This window comes from Rossellomorea aquimaris (assembly GCF_008180865.1).
GTDB lineage: Bacteria > Bacillota > Bacilli > Bacillales > Bacillaceae_B > Rossellomorea > Rossellomorea yichunensis.
In genome coordinates, this window is record NZ_VTEX01000001.1 from 335407 (window position 1) to 356035 (window position 20629).

Below are 20629 nucleotides of genomic sequence, written 5' to 3' on the forward strand. Positions count from 1 at the left end.
TGATTCTTTGTTGCATTGTCACTTTAGAACGAATATGATGAGAAAGTGAGAATGACGAGAAAGGATTTTATGAATGAAAATTGACTTTATACAGGAAGTTCAGTCAAGACGGACTTTCGCTATTATTTCCCACCCGGATGCCGGGAAAACAACATTAACTGAGCAGCTTCTTCTCTTTGGAGGGGCGATTCGGGCAGCTGGGACTGTAAAAGGTAAGAAATCAGGAAAGTTCGCTACATCTGATTGGATGGAAATTGAGAAGCAGAGAGGGATTTCAGTCACTTCTTCTGTTATGGCTTTCGACTATGATGATTATCGGGTGAATATCCTGGATACACCTGGTCACCAGGACTTTTCTGAAGATACTTATAGAACATTGATGGCTGTTGATAGTGCGGTTATGATCATTGATTCAGCCAAAGGGATTGAAGCACAAACCTTAAAGCTTTTCAAAGTTTGCCGAATGAGAGGCATACCGATCTTCACATTCATTAATAAGCTCGATCGTCAAGGCCGTGAACCATTGGAATTATTGGAAGAGCTTGAAGAAGTACTTGGAATTCAATCTTATCCGATGAATTGGCCGATAGGAATGGGGAAAGAATTCTTAGGTATCTATGATCGCTTCCATAATCGAATTGAGCAATTCCGCGTGGAGGATGAAGATCGTTTCATTCCTTTAAACGATGAAGGTGAAATCGAGGGAGAACACCCACTGAAGGAAAGCAACCTATATGATCAGACCCTTGAAGATGTGTTGCTTCTGAACGAAGCGGGAAACCAGTTTTCACGTGAGAGAATAGCGAATGGAGAGCTTTCTCCCGTTTTCTTCGGTAGTGCATTGACGAATTTCGGTGTTCAAACGTTTCTTGAAACGTATTTACAATTTGCACCATCTCCTCAGCCAAGGAATTCCGACGCAGGAGAAATTGAGCCGACGGCAGAGGAGTTCTCTGGTTTCGTGTTCAAGATTCAAGCCAATATGAATCCAGCTCACCGTGACCGGATTGCATTTCTCCGCATTTGTTCTGGGCAATTCGAAAGAGGGATGACGGTTAATCTTTCCCGCACAGGTAAATCGATTAAGCTTGCTCAATCCACACAATTTCTTGCAGACGATCGAAGCACTGTAAACGAAGCAGTAAGTGGGGATATTATCGGGGTTTATGACACGGGTACGTATCAAATAGGTGATACGCTTGTTCAAGGAAAGCAGAGCTTCCAATATGAAAAGCTCCCTCAATTTACACCTGAACTTTTTGTTCGTGTTACAGCTAAGAACGTAATGAAACAGAAGCATTTTCAAAAAGGGATTCTTCAACTGGTTCAAGAAGGGGCCATCCAATACTATAAGACCCGCACGGAAGATATTATACTTGGTGCAGTCGGACAGCTACAGTTTGAAGTATTCGAGCACAGAATGAAAAATGAGTATAATGTTGATGTGAAAATGGAACCGATTGGATCAAAAATAGCCAGATGGATTGAAAATGAAGAAGATGTTAAGGAAACAATGTCAAGCTCTCGAAGCATGCTGGTGAAAGACCGTCATGATAACCTGGTATTCTTGTTTGAAAATGATTTTGCCATGAGATGGTTCAATGATAAAAATCCGGATATTCGATTATATAGTTTGATGTAAAGATCGTGAACACCCCTCAAGGATTGGACTTGGAGGGGTGTTTTTTTGTAGTCGGAATGGAGGGTGTCATCTGGATATAATTGAACTTTTTACCATTATTAAGTGAATTTATCCTAGAATATATGTATATTAGTAGCATTGTTTAGGTGAAAAGTCTTAGTATATACATATAGGTAAAATTTTAATAATAAAGGGAGATAGTGGAGAATGAACATATCGTGTGCAAATTGTGCAGTAACCATGGAGTATCATGATGCAGGGTACTTTTTCTTACATAATGATCATCATCATACCTTGCCGTTGAAGGGATATTCTTCGCAATTAGAAGATGGTACATATGTTTTTCCATATGAAAATCTGAATGTACTATATGAAAAGCTTGTTAGAGAAGAGAAATTTTTGGAAGAGGGTGGATGGACGTGCAGCATTAATTGTATCGACCATCCGGGTTCATTCATGGAAGTAGGCAAATTCATATTGTTAATGAAACATAGAGAGATGGTAGAGATGATTCAGGATGGGGAATTCATCAGTCACCTTCAGCCGATCATTGATTTAAGCGACTATAGTCTCTTGGGTTATGAATCTCTTTTACGGACAGCTGAACAATCAAAAAAGATTAATCCGGGAAAATTATTTGAAATTGCCGCCATAACAGGCTTTCATTCCATGTTAGACCAGAAAGCAAGGAAATCAGCGATTGAATGCCGTGTAGGTCAGGTGAAACCCGGTTTTAAAAGTTTCATTAATTTCCTTCCTTCTACGATTTATAATCCTGAATTTTGTTTACGCCATACCTTTCAAATCGTGAACGAATTAGGTTTAAATCCTGAGGATCTTGTATTCGAAGTGGTGGAGACAGAGAAAATTGGGGATGTGGAGCATTTAAAATCCGTCCTTGATGTATATAAGCGTGAAGGAATGAAAGTGGCGCTTGATGATGTTGGTTCCGGTTTTGCCACTGTCGAAATGCTGACTCTCCTTAAGCCAGACTATGTGAAAATTGACCGTTCTTTTATCAATCATTGTGATAGCGTTCCAGAGAACCAGGAGTTCTTACATAAGGTCATGAAGATTGCAACGGAGTTGAACATCCTTGTATTAGCAGAAGGGATTGAGAGGAAAGAAGAATTGCTATTCTGTAAAAAAATCGGTGTTCATTATGCACAAGGCTACTTCATAGGAAAGCCGGCTCTTGAAGCAAAAGAACCATTTGTCCAATCCCTGTTTGTATAGCCGAAATGACCTCTCTTCTTACAAAGAGGGGTATTTTTTAATGAAAATCATTGACATATTTCAATACGATGATAAAATACTACTATAATTACTTTAGTGCTTAAAAGCGTTTAAGAGCGAAAGAGGATAATGTCCTTGCGAGCTCTTAGCGATTAGATTAAATATTTTTGTCTTGAGCAACGCAGTAGGAAATAAGTGGACAGCAATCAGAGACTGGGCGGCAGGTGAGAGCCCAGGTCCATTATTTCTGAATTACATTGCTTATAAATCCTCTAAGTAAATGAGGCTTTATCCAGGGACAAACCTTTATGAAGTGGGAATAAACTACCTGTCAACTATTCATGAATAGTAGTGAATGAATAGTGGGAATGTATGACAATAGGTTTATTCCAATTAGGGTGGTAACGCGGAGAACTCTTCGTCCCTATTCGGGATGGAGAGTTCTTTTTGTTGTTCTTTCTGTTCCAATTCATCAATTTCAACTTAGAGAAGGAAGTGTTACTATGTTAAACATCCAAAGCGTAAACAAACCAAACGTTATAGAAGCATCAGTGATATTGATCGCTGTACTGGGGATTATCAGTGGCAGTATTATTGGGCTCGAATCAGTCCCCCATATTCCTATCATCATATCGCTCTTCTTTTTGATGGTGTATGGGCTTAGTCGTAAAGTGAAATTCAAAGAGATTGAACAAGGGATGATTGTTGGGGCACAAGGTGGATTAGGAGCAATATTACTCTTTTTCTTTATTGGTCTTCTTGTGAGCAGTTGGTTACTCAGTGGAACCATTCCCACTTTGATGTTTTATGGATTTGAATTTGTATCACCCAATCATTTTTATGCGATTGCCTTTTTGCTTACTTCCTTGAGCGGCATCGTGATTGGAAGTTCATTGACGACGGCGGCTACCATAGGGGTGGCACTTATCGGAATCGGTGAGGCGATGGGACTGTCCATGAGTATCACAGCAGGCGCGATTGTTTCAGGAGCTTTTTTTGGAGATAAGATGTCGCCATTATCAGACACAACGAACCTTGCTTCCTCTATTGTGAAAGTAGATTTATTTACTCATATTCGTAATATGGCCTGGACAACTGTCCCTGCATTCATTATTACACTCATCGTTTTTGGATTTTTATCACCGGAAACAAGCGATGTCAATTTAACACAGCTGAAATCGTTACAGGATGGCTTGGATCAAACAGGTCTGATTCATTGGTACAGTCTTGTTCCTGTATTATTACTAATTGTTCTCATCGTATTTAAGACCCCTGCACTCCTAACGCTTGCGATCAATATAGTTGCCTCAATCGGCCTTTCGTTCTTACATGGATCTTTGAAGCTGAATGAACTTTTTCAGGTGTTATTTTCGGGATTTGAATCCAAAACAGGGGTGGAATCCATCGACTCACTTTTAACTAGAGGAGGAGTGAACAGCATGATGTTTACGATTTCACTTGTCATTCTCTCTTTAAGCCTCGGTGGATTATTATTTAAACTTGGTATTATTCCTGTATTGCTTAATAAAGTTTCAACGATCCTTCAATCAGGAAGAAGAACGATTCTTTCAACGGCTCTATCGGCCATTGGTATAAATCTGGTTGTAGGGGAGCAGTATCTGTCCATCCTATTAACGGGAGAAGCCTTTCAATCCCAATATAAGAAGCTTGGATTACATCCCAAAAACTTATCACGTACGTTAGAAGATGCTGGGACGGTCATTAACCCGTTAGTACCATGGAGTGTATGTGGTATATTCTTAACTGATGTATTAGGTGTCGCCACAGTAGAGTATTTACCGTTTGCAATCTTTTGTCTCATATCTCCCGTCATAACGATTCTTTATGGATTTACCGGCTGGACCATTGAAAAAGAACAAACTGAATCTAATCCAGTTATATCAAATTAATATTTAATAAGAAGCTCCTTTTTTGTAAAGTTTGTTGTTTTAAAACATTAGTTTTGCTTGGGCTCTGTCAATATGAGTGTGAGTTGGATGGTGAGGGGAACTGCTCCGCTTGCAACTCCCCTCACCATTTTATGGATATATGTGACAGAGCCAAATGGTTAAAAAAAAACAAGGTAATTCCCAAGTGGGTAATACCGGAGTTATTTTTTTGCTCCTTTTAATCCCAAAAGGGAGCCAAAATGTAGAAGCACAGAGTGGATTGTAGCGGAAGGCACTTGACTCCTGCGGGAATAGCTGGACAGGTGAGACCCCGGAGGCGCAGCCGAAAAGGCTCACGGCCCAGCCCCGCGGAAGCAAGTGCCAGGAGCGGAAAGGAACGGTCCCTATTTCTTCCTACAATCAACAATGAGATAGCGACAAACTTTACACAAAGAGCCTGTATGAAAATAATGAGGACTGTCCTGGTCATTCATCGAATTTTTTTCTAAAAGATGAATTATCCAGAGGGCAGTCCTTTTCGTGTGATTTCAACATAATTTGGGAAATGATGATTGTAAAAATATCCGCCTATTGAAATCACTGAAAAATGAAAAAGGGGAAGAACCATCATCATGAGTGGATTCTTTAATAGCAACACACCTTCTTGGACCATGAATACTTCTATTGTTAACAGGAAAAGGATGGTCAACAGTGCATATTGCTTATCCTTATTTCTAAAGAAGATAACCAGTGCATAAAAGTAGGTGGTAAACCAAATGTACATTGCATTTCCTGCAATCAAGTCCCGTGTAGGATTAGAGAAATGATGCAATGGGAGGATATATAGTTCCAAAAGGGATGAAAGAATCCAGGCAAATGAAAGGGAGACGGTTGATAGTGCAAAAAACAAGGTAATGAACAGTACATAGTGATTAGGAGTATTTTCAAGCAGCTTCCACCACACTTTAGACAGCATGACAGAAAGGATTAAGAAAAATGATGTGTAATACGATTGCCACCAATGGTGTTCGTAAAAATTTGAATAGGTGAACCATGTTTCTATGAGAAAGAATAAACCAATGATCAAGGCAATCCTGGTTGATCTTAAATGATAGACAACAATATACGTCAGCGCGATTGGCACTGAAAAGGCCTGGGAACTAATCGATCCCAACACACTGTCATTGTAATTATTCGATAAAATATGGGGATGATACGTATAGCTGTTAAATAATACAAAGATGATATATTCGAATACATAAGCTAAACCGGAAATGAAAAGCCAAAATAATAAAATCCGAGCAGATATATGACGGTTCTTAACGACAATTATGACCAACAGGATAATGCTGATAAGACTAAGGGATACAAATGGAACCCAATTCGCCATGCTAATGCTCCTAACGTTTCAGTATAAAAATAGTGTTTACAGATTAGGTGTAATTATTTATCAAGGTGATTAATTTGTGAACATTTTCTCTAGTAGAAGCTTTAATATTGAAGGATTTTCCTGAAGAGACTATAGTTAACATTAACTGCTTCCGATCCGTAGTGAACAATATAGATATAGAAAGGGGAGCGTCCGTTTGAAAATCAGTGATTTTTCCATACGCCGTCCTGTATTCACCATTGTCACAATGCTACTCATTCTTATTCTTGGAGGGGTGTCCCTCCTCCGAATACCTTTAAAGCTCATTCCTGATCTAAACCCTCCAGTTGGGGTCGTCGTAACCAATTATCCGGGCGCCAGTCCTGAAGAAGTAGTGGAAAAGTTGACAAAGCCACTCGAGGAAAGCTTGTCAACTTTACCAGGAATGAAAAATATCCAATCTACTTCCAGGGAAGGTTCAAACTTCATTCTCCTTGAATTTTCATGGACAACTTCCATTGATGAGATAGAAAATGATGTTCTTCAAAGAATCGATCAAACTCCACTTCCAGATGGGGCGGATAATCCAAGGTTTCTCAAGTTTGATCCTGCCCAATTCCCAATCATTCAATTCTCATTACGTGAAGAGGGGAAGGAAAGCAATTTAAAGACGTTATCCGAGAATTTGAAATTGGAATTAACCCGGGTTGAAGGAGTGGCCAATGTAAACGTTTCTGGTTCACTCAAGGATGAAGTGGTCATTGAATTAAATCAACAAGCGCTGAAAGATAATCGTCTAAGTCAATCTGACGTTATTAACACGATCAGAGCAAATAATGTAACATCACCTGGGGATACCATAGAAACTGATGGACAAACCTTAACCACCCGGGTTATGAGTGAATTACAGTCCGTTGAAGAAATGGAAAAATTGGTGCTTCAAGTGAACCCTCAAAATGGTAAGAAGATTACCCTTGGGGAAGTGGCGGCTGTTGAGAAGAAGCAGCAGGACACGAATACGATCACTCGTGCCAATCAGGAATCTGCCATCCTCTTTAGTGTGTTACAACAATCCGACGCAAACACGGCTTCTGTTTCAAAAGCATTCCAAGATGAGCTGGATCGTCTACTTCAACAAGACCAATACAAATCAATCAAAGCAGACATTCTCTTTGATCAGGGGGACTACATTACCCAAGCGATAGGTAATATTGCAAACTCCCTAATCATTGGCGGGGCTTTTGCCATGCTTGTTCTATTCCTATTCTTAAAGAATGTAAAGAGTCCGTTAATCATTGGTGTGGCGATTCCATACTCTGTCATCGTTACATTTGTCTTAATGTTCTTTGCTGATTTCGCTTTGAATATTATGACTCTCGGAGCACTTGCCCTTGGAATTGGAATGCTTGTGGATAATGCCATTGTTGTAATTGAAAATATTTATCGGCATCTTTCTCTTGGAAAAACACCAAGAGAGGCTGCGAGTGTCGGAGCCAAAGAAGTGGGTGGAGCCATTACGGCATCTACTTTAACAACAGTTGCAGTGTTTTTACCTGTTGTCTTTATTTCAGGTTTGCTCGGTGAATTGTTTACCGAATTTGCCCTGACCATTTCTTTTAGCTTATTAGCATCGCTCGTTGTAGCCTTAACGGTCATCCCGATGTTAGCAAGCAGATTATTGAAGAAGCCTAAAGGAAATCTCGAAGCGAAGCGCAGGCGCTCAAAAAGCAGAAAAACATTTGCCAGGTCTGTCAAGTGGGCTCTTCGTCACCGATTCATCGTCCTGTTTATTACGGCTCTCACTCTGGTCGCAGGCGGTTTCGGCTTAACGACAGTAGGAACACAGTTTTTACCTCCAACGGATGAAGGGTTTTTCAATATGAGAGTCGAATTAGATAATGGAGCATCCGTGGAAGAGACGAATAAAGTTGTAAATGCAATTGAAGATAGGCTGGAAAAGGAGAAAGATGTTGATGTTTTTGTAAGCCTGGTCGGTACAACTCAGGAAGAGTCCTTTAGAGGAAGTTCAAAAGGGAATATTGCTGAAGTGTATGTAAAAATGAAGCCTTTGGATGATCGTGGGAGATCCATATTCACTTTTGCAGATGAAGTAAAACCTGAGATAGAAAAAGCTGCGAAAAAGGTAAATGATTCATCGGAAGTTTCTTTTAACCTTCAGTCAACATCAGGTTCCAGCCCTCAAACCCTGACGTTCAATTTAAGAGATACAGATCCAAAACGATTGGATCAATCTGTCGATGCATTATTCAATTCTTTGAAGGGTATGAAAAACGTATCAGAAGTGACGACGGATCAAATGGAAACGGTCAAAGAAGTCCAAATGAAAGTGAACCGTGACAAAGCTCTCGAACAAGGGTTGGCACCAGCTCAGATAGGCACCCTTGTACAGGATGTAACACGAGGTGTATTGGCGACACAAATGGTTACAGAGACGTCTGATGTCATAAATGTCCTCGTACAATATGACCGTAATATTACTGAGAATCTGGACTCTCTGAAAAAACTACTTATTCCTAACGGACAAGGAAAGTATATTCAATTAAATTCTGTAGTGGATTTTTCGATAGAAGATGGTCCTGTCAGTATACAAAGGATCGATCAGCAGCACGCGGTTCAATTCACTATGAAGTATTCATCGTCCACCAATCTCGGGGCAATCTCGAAAGCTGTGGATGAGAAGATAGAATCCTTGGAACTTCCGAATGAGACTTTGGTTTCCTTCAGTGGTGACAGGGAGTTGCTTGAAGACTCCATTGACGATATGGCACTTGCACTTGGACTCGCGATTGTACTTGTCTATATGGTCATGGCTGCACAGTTTGAATCATTTAAGTATCCATTCGTCATTATGTTTACAGTGCCGCTCATGGTCATCGGGGTCGCAATAGCGCTGGCGGTAACTCAAACACCTATAAGCATTTCAGCGATTATAGGTGTCATTGTCCTGGCAGGCATAGTTGTAAACAATGCGATTGTGATCGTCGATTACATCAACCAGCGTAAAGAATCAGGAATCAATAGCTTTGATAGTATTGTTGAAGCAGTTCAGGATCGGGCACGGCCGATATTAATGACCGCATTGACCACTATACTTGGCTTGTTACCTCTTGCCCTTGGACTCGGGGAAGGTACTGAGATCAATCAGCCGATGGGTATAGCCGTAATTGGTGGGTTAATAAGCAGTACACTGTTGACGATTTATGTCATTCCGATTGTATATAGCTTTTTTGATAAAGAAACGAGAAGAATGAAGAGAAATCGTGAAGCATACGGTAATAAAGAATAGTCAAATTTAAACGAGCTAACCTTATAGCTAAGTAGTCACCTCCTTAAATCGAGCAGGTACCTTACTGCAGGTTAGCTTTTTTACCCATTTTGAAAGAAGTCCTTGGCGGGGGTGAAGCGATATGAAGAAAGGGATATATTTAATCACGGGTTTTCCAGGTTTTTTAAGTCGTAATATTGTGGAAGAATTAATTAGTCAAGAGAAGGCATCATCGATTTACTTGCTTCATTTAGACACTATAACTAAAGAAGCAGAGGAATTAGCCGGGAAGCTTGCAGGAAACAAAGGAACCGATCTCATTTTAGTGAAAGGAGATATTACACAACCTGATCTTGGAATGTCAGAAGAGAAAATAGGTGAAATACGCGAAACAGTGGAGTATGTCTGGCACTTGGCTGCCATCTATGATCTTGCCGTCCCTGAAAATCTTGCATATAAAGTAAACGTCGAGGGAACAAGCCATGTTAATAGTTTCTGTAAAACACTTCACCGATTAAAGAGATATGTCTATTTCTCTACTGCGTTTGTAGCCGGTACACGTAAAGGGGAAGTTTATGAGAAGGAGCTTGTATATCCGGACAGCTTTAATAATTTCTACGAACAGACAAAGTATGAAGCAGAGGTATACGTTGCGGAACTGAAGGAAATCCTGCCGATTACGATCATCCGTCCCGGTATCGTTAAAGGAAGTTCCAAGACGGGTGAGACAGTTAAGTTTGATGGTCCGTATTTTATTATGAATATGTTTAAACGATTATCGTTTTTACCTTGGATACCCTTTCTGGGAGAAGGTGATGCCTTCATCAATATCGTACCCGTCGAATATGTCGTCCGAGCTTCTATATACCTCGGCCACGCAGGGATCGGAAAAGGGAAAACCTATCATCTTACCGATCCACACCCAGTGACGGTAAAGGAAGTGTATGAACAGATTCTATGGCATATGTACAAGAAACAGCCGCGGGGAAGGGTTCCCCTTTCTCTTTCCAATTGGGCACTGGGCTTTCGGTTTGTACGCAGATATTTAAAGGTTGAACGTGAAGCACTTGACTATTTTACACTTGAAGGAAGGTTCAATTGTCAATATGCCCAAGAAGACTTGAGAGGGTCCCATATTCAATGCCCTACCCTCTCAAGCCAAATTGAAAAAATGGTCGAATTTTATCTTGAACATTATTCTAACGAAAAATTACATGTGAAGATTAATTAAGGATGTTTTCATGAAAATTGTTAGATAGTGTCTTAATCCTCGTAATAATTGGGAGGGAAATGGTAAAAATAATGGGAGAAGCATCAATAGGAGGATTCTCGAGATGTCATTTTCCCTTACGCAAGATCCGACCCGGTACATACATCCTTTAATTCATTCACTTCATCGCCAATTGCTGGGATGCCCATGAAAACTTCTATTACAAAATTAGAAGGAATTCTATGGAGCATTGCTCTTCCTGGTTTTCCGCAATTATTGGTTGGACTTTGGTTTAAGGGAACTTTATTTGTGCTTCTTGAGATTATCATCAATGTCCAAAGTAATTTCAATCAAGGGATCATGTATAGTTTTTTAGGGGAAACCCATAAAGCAGCTTCTGTAATCGATTATCAATGGTTGATGTTTTATCCTTGTCTTTATATGTTTGCCATGTGGGATGCTTATAAGCTTGCTCAAACAAAGGAAGAACCTTATATATTTTTACCTTTTGTCATGTCTGCTTATATGGTGACCGTTGGCTTGATGTACTCTCCGAAGGTATATTTATTTGGTGAATTTATCGGACCTGTCTTTTTGCCGATGTTGTTTGTGATTCCAGGAGTGGTACTTGGGCTGATCATTCGATCAATCCTAATCCGGATCCACTAAGTTTTATCTCTTTACGAAACGTCATTCATGAGGTAAGATATGGCTATACAACTTAAACGTTTTCTACCTGTCAAAGGGGAGTAGCTATAGGTGACATACCTAAACAAAGTCGTCAGTTCATGGATTATTCCATCGGCTTTGTTGGCATAATGATTATGCTCAGCAAGACCTTTGCCTTATTTAGGCAAGGGTCTTTTTATTTTATAAAAATCCTTGCCTATTGGAAAACTAACTGTGTAAATAGGAGGGACTTACATTAATGGATGCTTCAATGTTATTGGAATATGGTTGGGTACTGCTCATCCTTGTCGGTCTTGAAGGAATTCTGGCTGCTGATAATGCAGTTGTTATGGCGGTCATGGTTAAACATCTGCCGGTAGAACAAAGAAAGAAAGCACTCTTTTATGGTCTGTTAGGAGCATTTGTATTTAGATTTGCTGCACTATTTCTCATCTCGTTCTTAGTGAATGTATGGCAGGTGCAAGCCATCGGGGCAATCTATTTATTCTATGTGTCGATTCATCATTTTGTTAAAAAGAGGAAAGACACGGGAATTGTTGAGTCAGAGTCAAACAAGGGCTCAGGTTTCTGGACGACGGTATTGAAGGTGGAGCTTGCAGACATCGCCTTTGCAGTTGACTCCATGTTAGCTGCCGTAGCTTTAGCGGTTACTTTGCAGCCAACCGGATGGTTTGATGTCGGTGGAATTGACGGTGGTCAGTTTATCGTCATGTTCCTTGGTGGAATCATCGGCCTGGTGATCATGCGATTTGCTGCAACATGGTTTGTGAAGCTATTGGAGAAATATCCTACATTGGAATCAGCGGCGTTTTTAATCGTCGGTTGGGTAGGGGTTAAGCTTGCTGTGTTTACGCTTGCTCATCCAGATGTGGCGATCCTGGATCACCATTTCCCTGAATCAAAGCCATGGAAGCTCGTCTTCTGGACCGTTTTAATCCTTTTATCAGTTGGAGGATATTTATTATCCAGAAAGAAAGCAAAGCAAGAAGAAATCAAAGAAGAAGCCAGAGCAAAAGCGGAATAATGATAAATGTAAAGCTAACGTGTGAATTCACACGTTAGCTTTTTTGATTTGTTAATTCTGACAGTATTTTAACTCCCCATCATCTTTTAATTTTTATATTAACCCCCTCAAAATAAGAATTCATAACGTAACTCCTTTAATAAGGCGATCGATCGGCCAAACAATAAATTGACTTCGGAGGTGTACATATGACGATATATAAATGAAAACAATCTTTGCTGTCTTAATTGCGGTATCTGAACAGGTTTAAATACTACCTTTATATCTTTTGGTGGAACTCCTCCTCTCTATTATCTTTTAAATTTAACTTCTAATGAGTATAATAGTGTGCAGGATGGAGTGAGATTGATGCTAAATGTATTACTATTTTTGATAGCCAAAAAGAAAAAAACTTTAGAGAATATGGCGATTCAAATACAAAACGGGGATGAGCAATTACTGAACGAAGTCCTCGAAGACTATAAACCATTCGTTAAAAAGACGGTATCTTCAGTCTGTAAACGATATATCTATGAAAATGATGATGAATTTAGCATCGGTCTTATCGCGTTTCATGACGCTATCTTAAAATATAATCATCAGCGAGGGTCATCCATCATCAGTTTTTCTGAAGTGATCATCAAACGGAAAGTAATTGATTATATCAGAAAAAACGGGAAGTATCAGGATGTAAGCATCGACAAGAGTCTGGTTGAGGACGATGAAGAGACCCCAAATTTAACTATCGAGCAAATCGTCTCTGTTGATGAATATGGAAAACAGCAAGAGGGTAAGAAGAGGCGGGAAGAGATCATCTCTTTCCAAGAACATCTTTCTCAATTCAAATTATCCTTCAATGAGCTGGTCGAACAATCACCTAAGCATGAAGATGCCAGACTGAATGCCATTGACATTGCTAAAACGGTAGTGAATTCCATAGAATTATTGGACTACCTCCTTGAAAAAAAACGATTACCCATAAAAAAATTAGAGAAACAGGTAAACGTTAGTAGAAAAACTATTGAGAGAAATAGAAAATATATTATTGCCATTACTCTTATTCTTATAGGAGATTATGTGTATTTACGGGATTACTTAAAAGGGCGGTTAGAGATATGAAAAAAGGGATCATTATGGAAATCAAGAGTGATATCCTCGTTATGATGACGTCAGAAGGGGAATTTCTGACTGGAAGAAAGCAGCCCAATCAAAAGTATGATATTGGGGAGGAGATACCATTTTTTCCAATGCGTAACGAACCTGCTTCGGCCAAACGATTTGTTAAATGGAATTGGAAAGTGTCAACTGCATTATTAACATCTATAATCGTCATTCTCACCCTATTTTCAAGTGCATTTTTACAGAGTAATCAGGCATATGCCTATGTGTCTGTCGATATCAATCCAAGTATGGAATTGACATTGAATGAAAAACAACAGGTGATAAAGATTACACCTTACAATCAAGATGCCAAATTGCTTCTAGAAGAGTTGGATGGCTGGGGAAACATGGATGTAAGTGAAGTGACAGAGGAAATCTTCTTCTTATGTGAAGAAATGGGATTTTTAAAGGAGAATCAAAATGTTCTCATCACCTCTTCATTTATTGAGGATTCAAATGATCAGCGGGAAGATGATTTTGTTGCTGAAATAAATAAGTTTGTTCAAGAATATAGCACAGATCACAACATGAACATCACCGTGAAAGAAACATCGCAGGAAATGAGAGAAGAAGCTTCTGATAAAGGAATGACTGCAGGGTCCTTATTACGGGAAACTGAAAAAGCTGAAACACCTAAATCCCTCGAGGATACAAAAAGAGAGAAAAAAGACGAAGACGTCCTCAATGAGGGAATAAAGAAAGAGAAGAGTTCTAGGGTTGAGAATCAAAAGGTGGAATTACCTTCTGTGGAGAAGAAGCAGAAACCAGAGGGTACTGAGAATCTTCAAAAAAATGATAAAAACCATTCAAATCAAAAAAAGGACCCAGAAAAGCCTGTGCAGACTGAACGGAAAAATAATACTTCTGATTATCAGCATCGGGACTCCAATGGTCATTCTAATCGTGATAAAGACAATTATAGAGGAAATGCAAAATGGCATAATCCTAAAAATAGTAAAGAAGAAAATGAAAGAGATCAAGACAGAAAAGAAGAAAAGAAACGAAATCATAACGATTGGAATGAAGAAAAGAAACGAGATCATCAAGACAGGAAAGATGAAAAGAAAAGGGATCACCAAGAACGAAAAGATAACAGAAACTATAAAGATGATTAAAAAAAAGCGGCCCATTTGCAAAAATGGGTCGTTCTCAATTATAAGGGGTAGCTGGTGAATCCAGCTACCCAAGCCAATATTATTTAGTTTGTTGTCCGGAAAGTTGAGATTGAGCTTGTTTAACGAGTCGTTTTGTAATTTCTCCTCCAACGGATCCGTTAGAGCGAGCTACTGTATCTGATCCAAGTGTCACACCAAACTCTTGAGCGATTTCATATTTCACTTGATCAAGGTATTGTTCAACACCAGGAACGAGTAATTTATTACTGCTTCTAGCCATGGTTGTTTCCTCCTTAGTAGTAGACTTGAAACAATGATGTTTCTGTAGTACTATTATTTGTCTTATTTCTTCGAACATGAATGGTAATATTTCGCCGAAATTGTATAGTTTGTATGAGGATGGAATGGATCAGTCATACTTGGTGGTTTAAGCTGCTTTTGTTAAAGAAAGAATAAACATATAGGAAATTATCCATTTTTCCTTTCATTCTTTGTACATATTCATTAAGATAGAGAAGGAAATAACCTTGAAAGGGAAATACATATATGTGGTATAAACTTAGATTAAATTTAAATAAATTGACACCAGCTCAAGTCATTGTGTCCTTCTATCTTATCGCTGTAACAGTGGCAACGATTCTTTTGAGTTTACCATTTGCCCATAAACCGGGGGCGGAGTGGAGTTTCATTGATGCTATTTTCACTTCTGTTAGTGCTGTAAGTGTCACCGGTTTAACCGTTGTAAGTACGGCGGATACGTTTAACACAGCAGGAATTTTCTTATTGATATTTGTTTTGCAGTTCGGTGGAATTGGTATCATGACTCTGGGAACTTTTTTCTGGCTTTTAGTAGGTAAGAAAATAGGCTTGAAAGAACGGCGGTTGATCATGACGGATCAAAATCAAACCAATCTGTCCGGTCTTGTTCACCTATTAAAACAAATTTTATTGCTTATCATTGTAATTGAATTGGTGGGGGCATTTATTTTAGGGGTATATTTCCTGAGCTACTATCCAAGCTGGCAGGAAGCATTTATACAAGGGCTCTTTGCCTCAGTGAGTGCTACTACTAACGCGGGCTTTGATATAACCGGTCAGTCACTTATCCCATTTAAAGATGACTATTTTGTTCAATTTATTACTATTATATTGCTCACTCTGGGGGCAATTGGATTTCCTGTCTTGATCGAGACAAAAGACTATTTAATGAACAAGCAAAGAAGCAAGCATCATTTTTCATTATTCACAAAAATTACAACGATCACATTCGCCATATTATTAATTTCCGGTACCTTAGTTATATGGTTGTTCGAATACGATCATTTTTTTGCAGGCATGGCTTGGCATGAATCATTCTTTTATTCACTCTTTCAATCATCATCGACGAGGAGTGGTGGTCTTGCAACCATGAATGTAGCTGAGTTTTCAACTCCTACGTTGCTGGTTTTGAGTGCGCTAATGTTTATTGGGGCATCTCCCAGCTCAGTGGGTGGTGGAATCAGAACAACAACATTTGCCCTGAATATCTTGTTCTTATTTCACTTTGCCAGAGGAAATCAAACGATCAAGGTTTTTAGACGAGAAGTACACGAACAGGATATCATTAAATCGTTAGTCGTTACGATGGTAGCGGTTCTTATGTGTTTTGTGTCAGTCGTTATCTTAACGATTACAGAAGATCACAGTCTTATTGAAATAATCTTTGAAGTTGCTTCTGCCTTTGGAACAACAGGTTTATCTTTAGGGATTACATCAGATCTATCATCTATAGGGAAATGCGTTATCATTGCCTTGATGTTTATCGGTCGTGTCGGAATTCTATCCTTCCTGTTTATGATAGGAGGAAAAGAGAAAACCACCAAATATCATTATCCTAAAGAAAGAGTTATCATTGGATAGATAAAAAAACGATGCTAAATCCGCATCGTTTTTTATTTGAGTACAGAATAGGGAACATCGAAATAGATCCATAGGAAGAAAATGATGGGGAGGGATACGATCCATCCTATAATTGGATTTTTATGATGGATGATGAGAACGGTTAACATCATGATATTAAATAGGATGTCCCAGCCAAAATGCCAGCCATTGTGATAAGTCATCATTCCAAAGATATGAGAAAGGCCTTCAGTCACTCCGTAAATGCACGTCCACAACATAACCCAGATTACTTTTCCCCGGAAAGTCGAAGGCAATCTGCCGATAAAGATCGCAATGGTTGCCGTGTATTGCACAACCATTTTACTCAATGAGATGATCGTATGATTCAGGTTGATGTGGTCTCCTAATGCGGTAACCGTTTGGAACTGCCACATTGAATAGTCGTATAAAAGATACTGGGAGAGTAGATCTCCAATAATAAAAAACAATAATGTTGGATAATAGCTGTAAAAATCTTTCCAATTCCCGAATTTCCATCCAAGTAGAGCATAACAAAGTAAGAAGGCAAGTATCATTGCATATCCTCATTTAGCATTTTTACTTAGTTTCTGGTTAAATGCTTCATTTATTCAGACTTTTTCTTCTAGTATTGGAATACCTTTCGCAGTGGAAATCATATGTCTTTTGGAATGGAAAGAGAACCGAGTGGGGAAAGTAAGGTTACAAAGGAGATGAGATACATTATGAAAAGAAAAGCCCAATATAATGCTGCTGAAAAGAATAATCAAACACCTTTAAAGAATAAGCAAGAGGCAGAATTCTCCGCTGAATTCACTCAAGGAGAAGATCCTGCTAAGGGAAAGAATAGAAACTCTTCAAAAGGTATGAAGGGTAGAAGCTGATGAAGGATAAAAAACAATCATTTCGTGAAGAGTTTGGTCAGGAATTTGGAGATGTTAATGCAGCCAAGATTCTGGAAGTGACACAAAAACAGCCGAAAGCAAAAAATGACAAGAAAAAATGTTAAGCGATCCGCTTAACATTTTCTCTTGTCTATAGTGAAACAGATTGTCGGCCAAACTCAAATACGGTAGATTGACCTGTGGCAGGTTCAAAGTAAGCTAAAACATACTGATCTTGTCCATCCTTCGACTGAATGGTTTCAAGGAGTGTATGCTTATACAATTCCTTTTCATTTAAGTTTAGCCGAGCGAAAGCTTCACCTGCTATGGTTGGTTGTGCCAGCAAGGATTGGTAAATAGCAGACCTTTCTTCTTTCGTCAGTTCATGTGTCCACCAAGGCTTTCTTGGTTTGTACTTCTGATTCTCTAAATAATCCAGTTTCATTAGGCCTTCAATAATCGACATGTTGTAGCTTGTCTCAGTATATAAAAACTCATGCAGTCTTTTAAACAAATCCTCCAGTTGATGTCCGATTCTTGACCAACCACGGTTTTCCCAGTAGGAACCGAATAGTTGGAAGAAATCAAATGGTGTTTCAAAGCATTCGGTCACCAGATATTCAATCGTCCTATCCATACGATGATCGTTCCAATACTTTTCTAATACATCTTCAACCTGTTTGATTCTAACGATATCATCAAAGGATAATACATTGTTCCCGAGGATCTCATAGGGTGAATGGTCCATGTACGTATATTGATGGTCGTTGGCACGAATCCTTAAGCCCGTTCCGCGAAGCATCTTCAGAAATCCTAATTGAAGTTCCTCTGGTCGCAGTTCAAATACATCATTGAAAGTTTTCCGGAATGAATTGTAATCCTCTTCAGGCAGACCGGCAATCAAATCCAGATGCTGATCGATCTTTCCTCCATCCTTGACCATCGTAACGGTTCTTGTCAGTTTGGAGTAATTTTGTTTTCTCATCACAAGATCATTCGTTTCGTCATTTGTTGATTGGATTCCAATCTCAAAGCGAAATAATCCTGCTGGGGCATTTTCGTTCAGAAATTCAATGACTTCCGGTCTCATGATGTCTGCTGTGATTTCAAATTGAAAGACAGTTCCAGGCAAATGTTCGTCGATTAGGAATTGAAACATTTCCATGGCATAGCTTCGGCTGATATTGAACGTACGATCCACAAATTTAATTGTTTTTGCGCCATTTTTCATTAAGAATCGAATGTCATCTTTTACCTTTTCTCTGTCAAAGTAACGTACACCTACTTCGATTGAAGAAAGGCAGAATTGACAACGGAATGGACAACCTCTGCTTGTCTCTATATACGTAACCCTTTTACCCAATTGAGGCAGGTCTTCTTGAAAGCGGAATGGTGAGGGGACTTCTCTTAAATCTATTTTATTCTGCTGAGGCTTGATGACCGGTTTTCCATCTGCTAAGTAAGCCACTCCATGGACCTCAGAAAAGTCCCTATCACCATTCAGTTCATCCAATAACTGCTTAAAGGATTCTTCCCCTTCACCGATAACGATAAAGTCAACGTCTTCCAACCGCTCCAGCCAATAGGGAACATCATATGTGACTTCTGGTCCCCCCAAGACGATGGTTACTTCAGGCAGGATTTTTCGAAGGATCTTGATCACTTTGATCGTCTCTTCGATATTCCAAATGTAACAGCTGAATCCTATAATATCAGGTTTTTTCGAGAACAAGTCACTAGCGATGTTAAGGGTGGGATCCTTAATGGTGTATTCAGCCAATTCTATCTCATGTTCAGGCTCTGCAAAGGCCTTAAGACAACGAATGGCCAGATTGGTGTGAATATATTTTGCATTTAACGTACTTAAAACGACTTTCTTCATAAATAAGCTCCTTTTATACTAAGCTCACCTGATGGACCACGTGAACCATTGTAAACCATATTTTCCAACATATACGAGTTGTTCGTACGTCTAATCCAAACCGTACTGATTATCATTTTATCTAAGGAAGAGAGAAAGCTCAATGTTTGTATAGAATGAATTTAAATTTATTGTAAGTATTAGAAGGATTTTAAGGAAAAGTTACGAATAGTATAATAAAATAAATAGTTTTTTGAAAATTGTGTAGAAGATGATCAATATATACTTTAAGAGAATAGGTGCTCATGAAAAGGGACTGACCCGTGTCTGTTATTGGGTCAGCCCTTTCTAGTGAGGTTTATCTTGTTTTCATTTCTCTTTTTGAAAGAAGTTTCTGGAGTTTGGTTGATTTAAACTCCACTATCGGTTGCGTTATGCTTGTGAAAAACTTTGTCGAGAAAATCATTGTCAGCACCCATGATACACCAAGTAAGATTAATAAACTCGTAGTGGGATCAATTGTATCCTTCAGCTGGCTTTCCCGGAATAAACGGATAAGAAAGCCGTGCAGCAAGTATACATATAGCGTATTTTTGCCCCATTTAGTGAAGAACCTTCTCTTAGTAGGGACAAAGGTAAAGAAGCTAAAGATCATCACAACGTTCAGCATGTAAACAAACGCCCTGACAGCTAAACTTATGGCGTTGTTCCCTTCGAAGTCTCCATAGGGCTTAGAGCCAAGTAACCATTTATCGGAGAATTCAGGGATGAAATACATTCCTAAAAATACGAGAATAAATAAAGTACCTGCCACTATACGTGCTTTACTCGTTTTAAAATATTCGAAGTGCTCCTTCTCCAAATAATAGCCCATCAGGAAAATCGGAAAGAAAACAAATGTTCTGGACAGGCTAAGATAGTTTGAAATCACATCAGCAAATCCTACAAGCAGCCCAATGGAGAAAGCGATTGTCAATCCGATGCCGGGCTTGAACTTAAACCACTTGATGAAAACATACAATAATGCGTTCCAACAGAATAAGCTGATGAGGAACCATAATGACCAGTGTGGATTAAGGGGATCGACTTCAAATGTTGATTTTTGATAAAGAAAATAGTAATACACCGTGTAGATCAATTGAAACACAATGTAAGGAAGTATTAATTTTTTCGCCAGTTTCTGAATATATCCTTTTTTATAAAATCCTTTTGCGAAAAACCCTGCCACAAGAATAAAGGCTGGCATGTGGAAGGTGTAAATCGTTTTGTACAAAGAAAGGATAAATGGATCGCTTTCTATATAGGACCGGATCAAATGTCCAAATACAACCAGGAAGATCAAAATGAATTTGGCATTGTCGAAGTAATAGTCACGCTGTTTCAT

17 protein-coding genes and 1 riboswitch are annotated in these 20629 nt (G+C 39.0%); of the genes, 12 read left to right on the forward strand and 5 right to left on the reverse strand.

Annotated features, from left to right (window positions below):
• The first annotated feature begins 73 nt into the window (after window positions 1-73).
• The 3 genes from FZC88_RS01750 to nhaC all read left to right on the forward strand — a co-directional run bounded on the left by FZC88_RS01750 (window position 74) and on the right by nhaC (window position 4788).
• A complete protein-coding gene (locus tag FZC88_RS01750; RefSeq protein ID WP_148968519.1) occupies window positions 74-1642 on the forward strand; it encodes a peptide chain release factor 3 in 1569 nt (522 codons plus the stop codon).
• Between the two features lie 207 nt (window positions 1643-1849).
• Window positions 1850-2878 carry an EAL domain-containing protein gene (locus FZC88_RS01755; RefSeq protein WP_148993436.1) on the forward strand — a complete coding sequence of 343 codons (1029 nt, stop codon included), beginning with the start codon at window positions 1850-1852 and terminating at the stop codon, window positions 2876-2878.
• A gap of 503 nt (window positions 2879-3381) precedes the next feature.
• Window positions 3382-4788 (forward strand): Na+/H+ antiporter NhaC, encoded by a 1407-nt coding sequence (gene nhaC / locus FZC88_RS01760; protein ID WP_148993437.1) that lies wholly within the window; start codon window positions 3382-3384, stop codon window positions 4786-4788.
• 496 nt (window positions 4789-5284) lie between these two features.
• Here the strand turns inward: nhaC and FZC88_RS01765 are convergent, their stop codons facing one another.
• Window positions 5285-6157, reverse strand: coding sequence for a hypothetical protein (locus FZC88_RS01765; protein ID WP_148993438.1), 873 nt, complete (start codon window positions 6155-6157; stop codon window positions 5285-5287).
• 196 nt (window positions 6158-6353) lie between these two features.
• Here FZC88_RS01765 and FZC88_RS01770 point away from each other — a divergent pair, with 196 nt between their 5' ends.
• From FZC88_RS01770 to FZC88_RS01795, 6 genes are all read left to right on the forward strand, one after another.
• Window positions 6354-9443, forward strand: coding sequence for an efflux RND transporter permease subunit (locus FZC88_RS01770; protein WP_148993439.1), 3090 nt, complete (start codon window positions 6354-6356; stop codon window positions 9441-9443).
• A gap of 121 nt (window positions 9444-9564) precedes the next feature.
• On the forward strand, window positions 9565-10653 hold the full coding sequence (locus FZC88_RS01775) for an SDR family oxidoreductase (protein WP_148993440.1): 1089 nt from the start codon (window positions 9565-9567) through the stop codon (window positions 10651-10653).
• Window positions 10654-10839: 186 nt separating this feature from the next.
• Window positions 10840-11301: a hypothetical protein gene (locus tag FZC88_RS01780; protein WP_148993441.1), complete on the forward strand. Its 462-nt coding sequence runs from the start codon at window positions 10840-10842 to the stop codon at window positions 11299-11301.
• A gap of 63 nt (window positions 11302-11364) precedes the next feature.
• Window positions 11365-11462, forward strand: a riboswitch (yybP-ykoY riboswitch).
• 98 nt (window positions 11463-11560) lie between these two features.
• Window positions 11561-12346, forward strand: a complete 786-nt coding sequence (locus FZC88_RS01785) for a TerC family protein (RefSeq protein ID WP_148993442.1) — start codon at window positions 11561-11563, stop codon at window positions 12344-12346.
• 348 nt (window positions 12347-12694) lie between these two features.
• Entirely contained in the window at window positions 12695-13444 is a 750-nt protein-coding gene (gene sigI / locus FZC88_RS01790; RefSeq protein WP_148993443.1) for an RNA polymerase sigma factor SigI, read from the forward strand.
• On the forward strand, window positions 13441-14601 hold the full coding sequence (locus FZC88_RS01795) for an anti-sigma-I factor RsgI family protein (RefSeq protein WP_148993444.1): 1161 nt from the start codon (window positions 13441-13443) through the stop codon (window positions 14599-14601). Before sigI ends, FZC88_RS01795 begins: the two co-directional genes overlap by 4 nt.
• A 79-nt stretch (window positions 14602-14680) precedes the next feature.
• Here the strand turns inward: FZC88_RS01795 and FZC88_RS01800 are convergent, their stop codons facing one another.
• A complete protein-coding gene (locus tag FZC88_RS01800) occupies window positions 14681-14881 on the reverse strand; it encodes an alpha/beta-type small acid-soluble spore protein (protein WP_044337619.1) in 201 nt (66 codons plus the stop codon).
• 266 nt (window positions 14882-15147) lie between these two features.
• Between FZC88_RS01800 and FZC88_RS01805 the strand changes: the two genes are divergently transcribed.
• Window positions 15148-16500 carry a TrkH family potassium uptake protein gene (locus FZC88_RS01805; protein ID WP_148993445.1) on the forward strand — a complete coding sequence of 451 codons (1353 nt, stop codon included), beginning with the start codon at window positions 15148-15150 and terminating at the stop codon, window positions 16498-16500.
• A gap of 32 nt (window positions 16501-16532) precedes the next feature.
• Here the strand turns inward: FZC88_RS01805 and FZC88_RS01810 are convergent, their stop codons facing one another.
• The gene (locus FZC88_RS01810) at window positions 16533-17057 is read right to left on the reverse strand and encodes a hypothetical protein (protein ID WP_148993446.1); all 525 of its coding nucleotides are present in this window, start codon (window positions 17055-17057) and stop codon (window positions 16533-16535) included.
• 168 nt (window positions 17058-17225) lie between these two features.
• Here FZC88_RS01810 and FZC88_RS01815 point away from each other — a divergent pair, with 168 nt between their 5' ends.
• Window positions 17226-17384: a hypothetical protein gene (locus FZC88_RS01815; RefSeq protein ID WP_187443543.1), complete on the forward strand. Its 159-nt coding sequence runs from the start codon at window positions 17226-17228 to the stop codon at window positions 17382-17384.
• On the forward strand, window positions 17384-17509 hold the full coding sequence (locus FZC88_RS24295) for a hypothetical protein (RefSeq protein ID WP_262371605.1): 126 nt from the start codon (window positions 17384-17386) through the stop codon (window positions 17507-17509). Before FZC88_RS01815 ends, FZC88_RS24295 begins: the two co-directional genes overlap by 1 nt.
• Before the next feature lie 26 nt (window positions 17510-17535).
• On the opposite strand, the gene FZC88_RS01820 is transcribed toward FZC88_RS24295, so the two are convergent.
• Window positions 17536-19266: a B12-binding domain-containing radical SAM protein gene (locus FZC88_RS01820; RefSeq protein ID WP_148993448.1), complete on the reverse strand. Its 1731-nt coding sequence runs from the start codon at window positions 19264-19266 to the stop codon at window positions 17536-17538.
• Between the two features lie 337 nt (window positions 19267-19603).
• On the reverse strand, window positions 19604-20629 hold the full coding sequence (locus FZC88_RS01825; RefSeq protein WP_148993449.1) for an acyltransferase family protein: 1026 nt from the start codon (window positions 20627-20629) through the stop codon (window positions 19604-19606).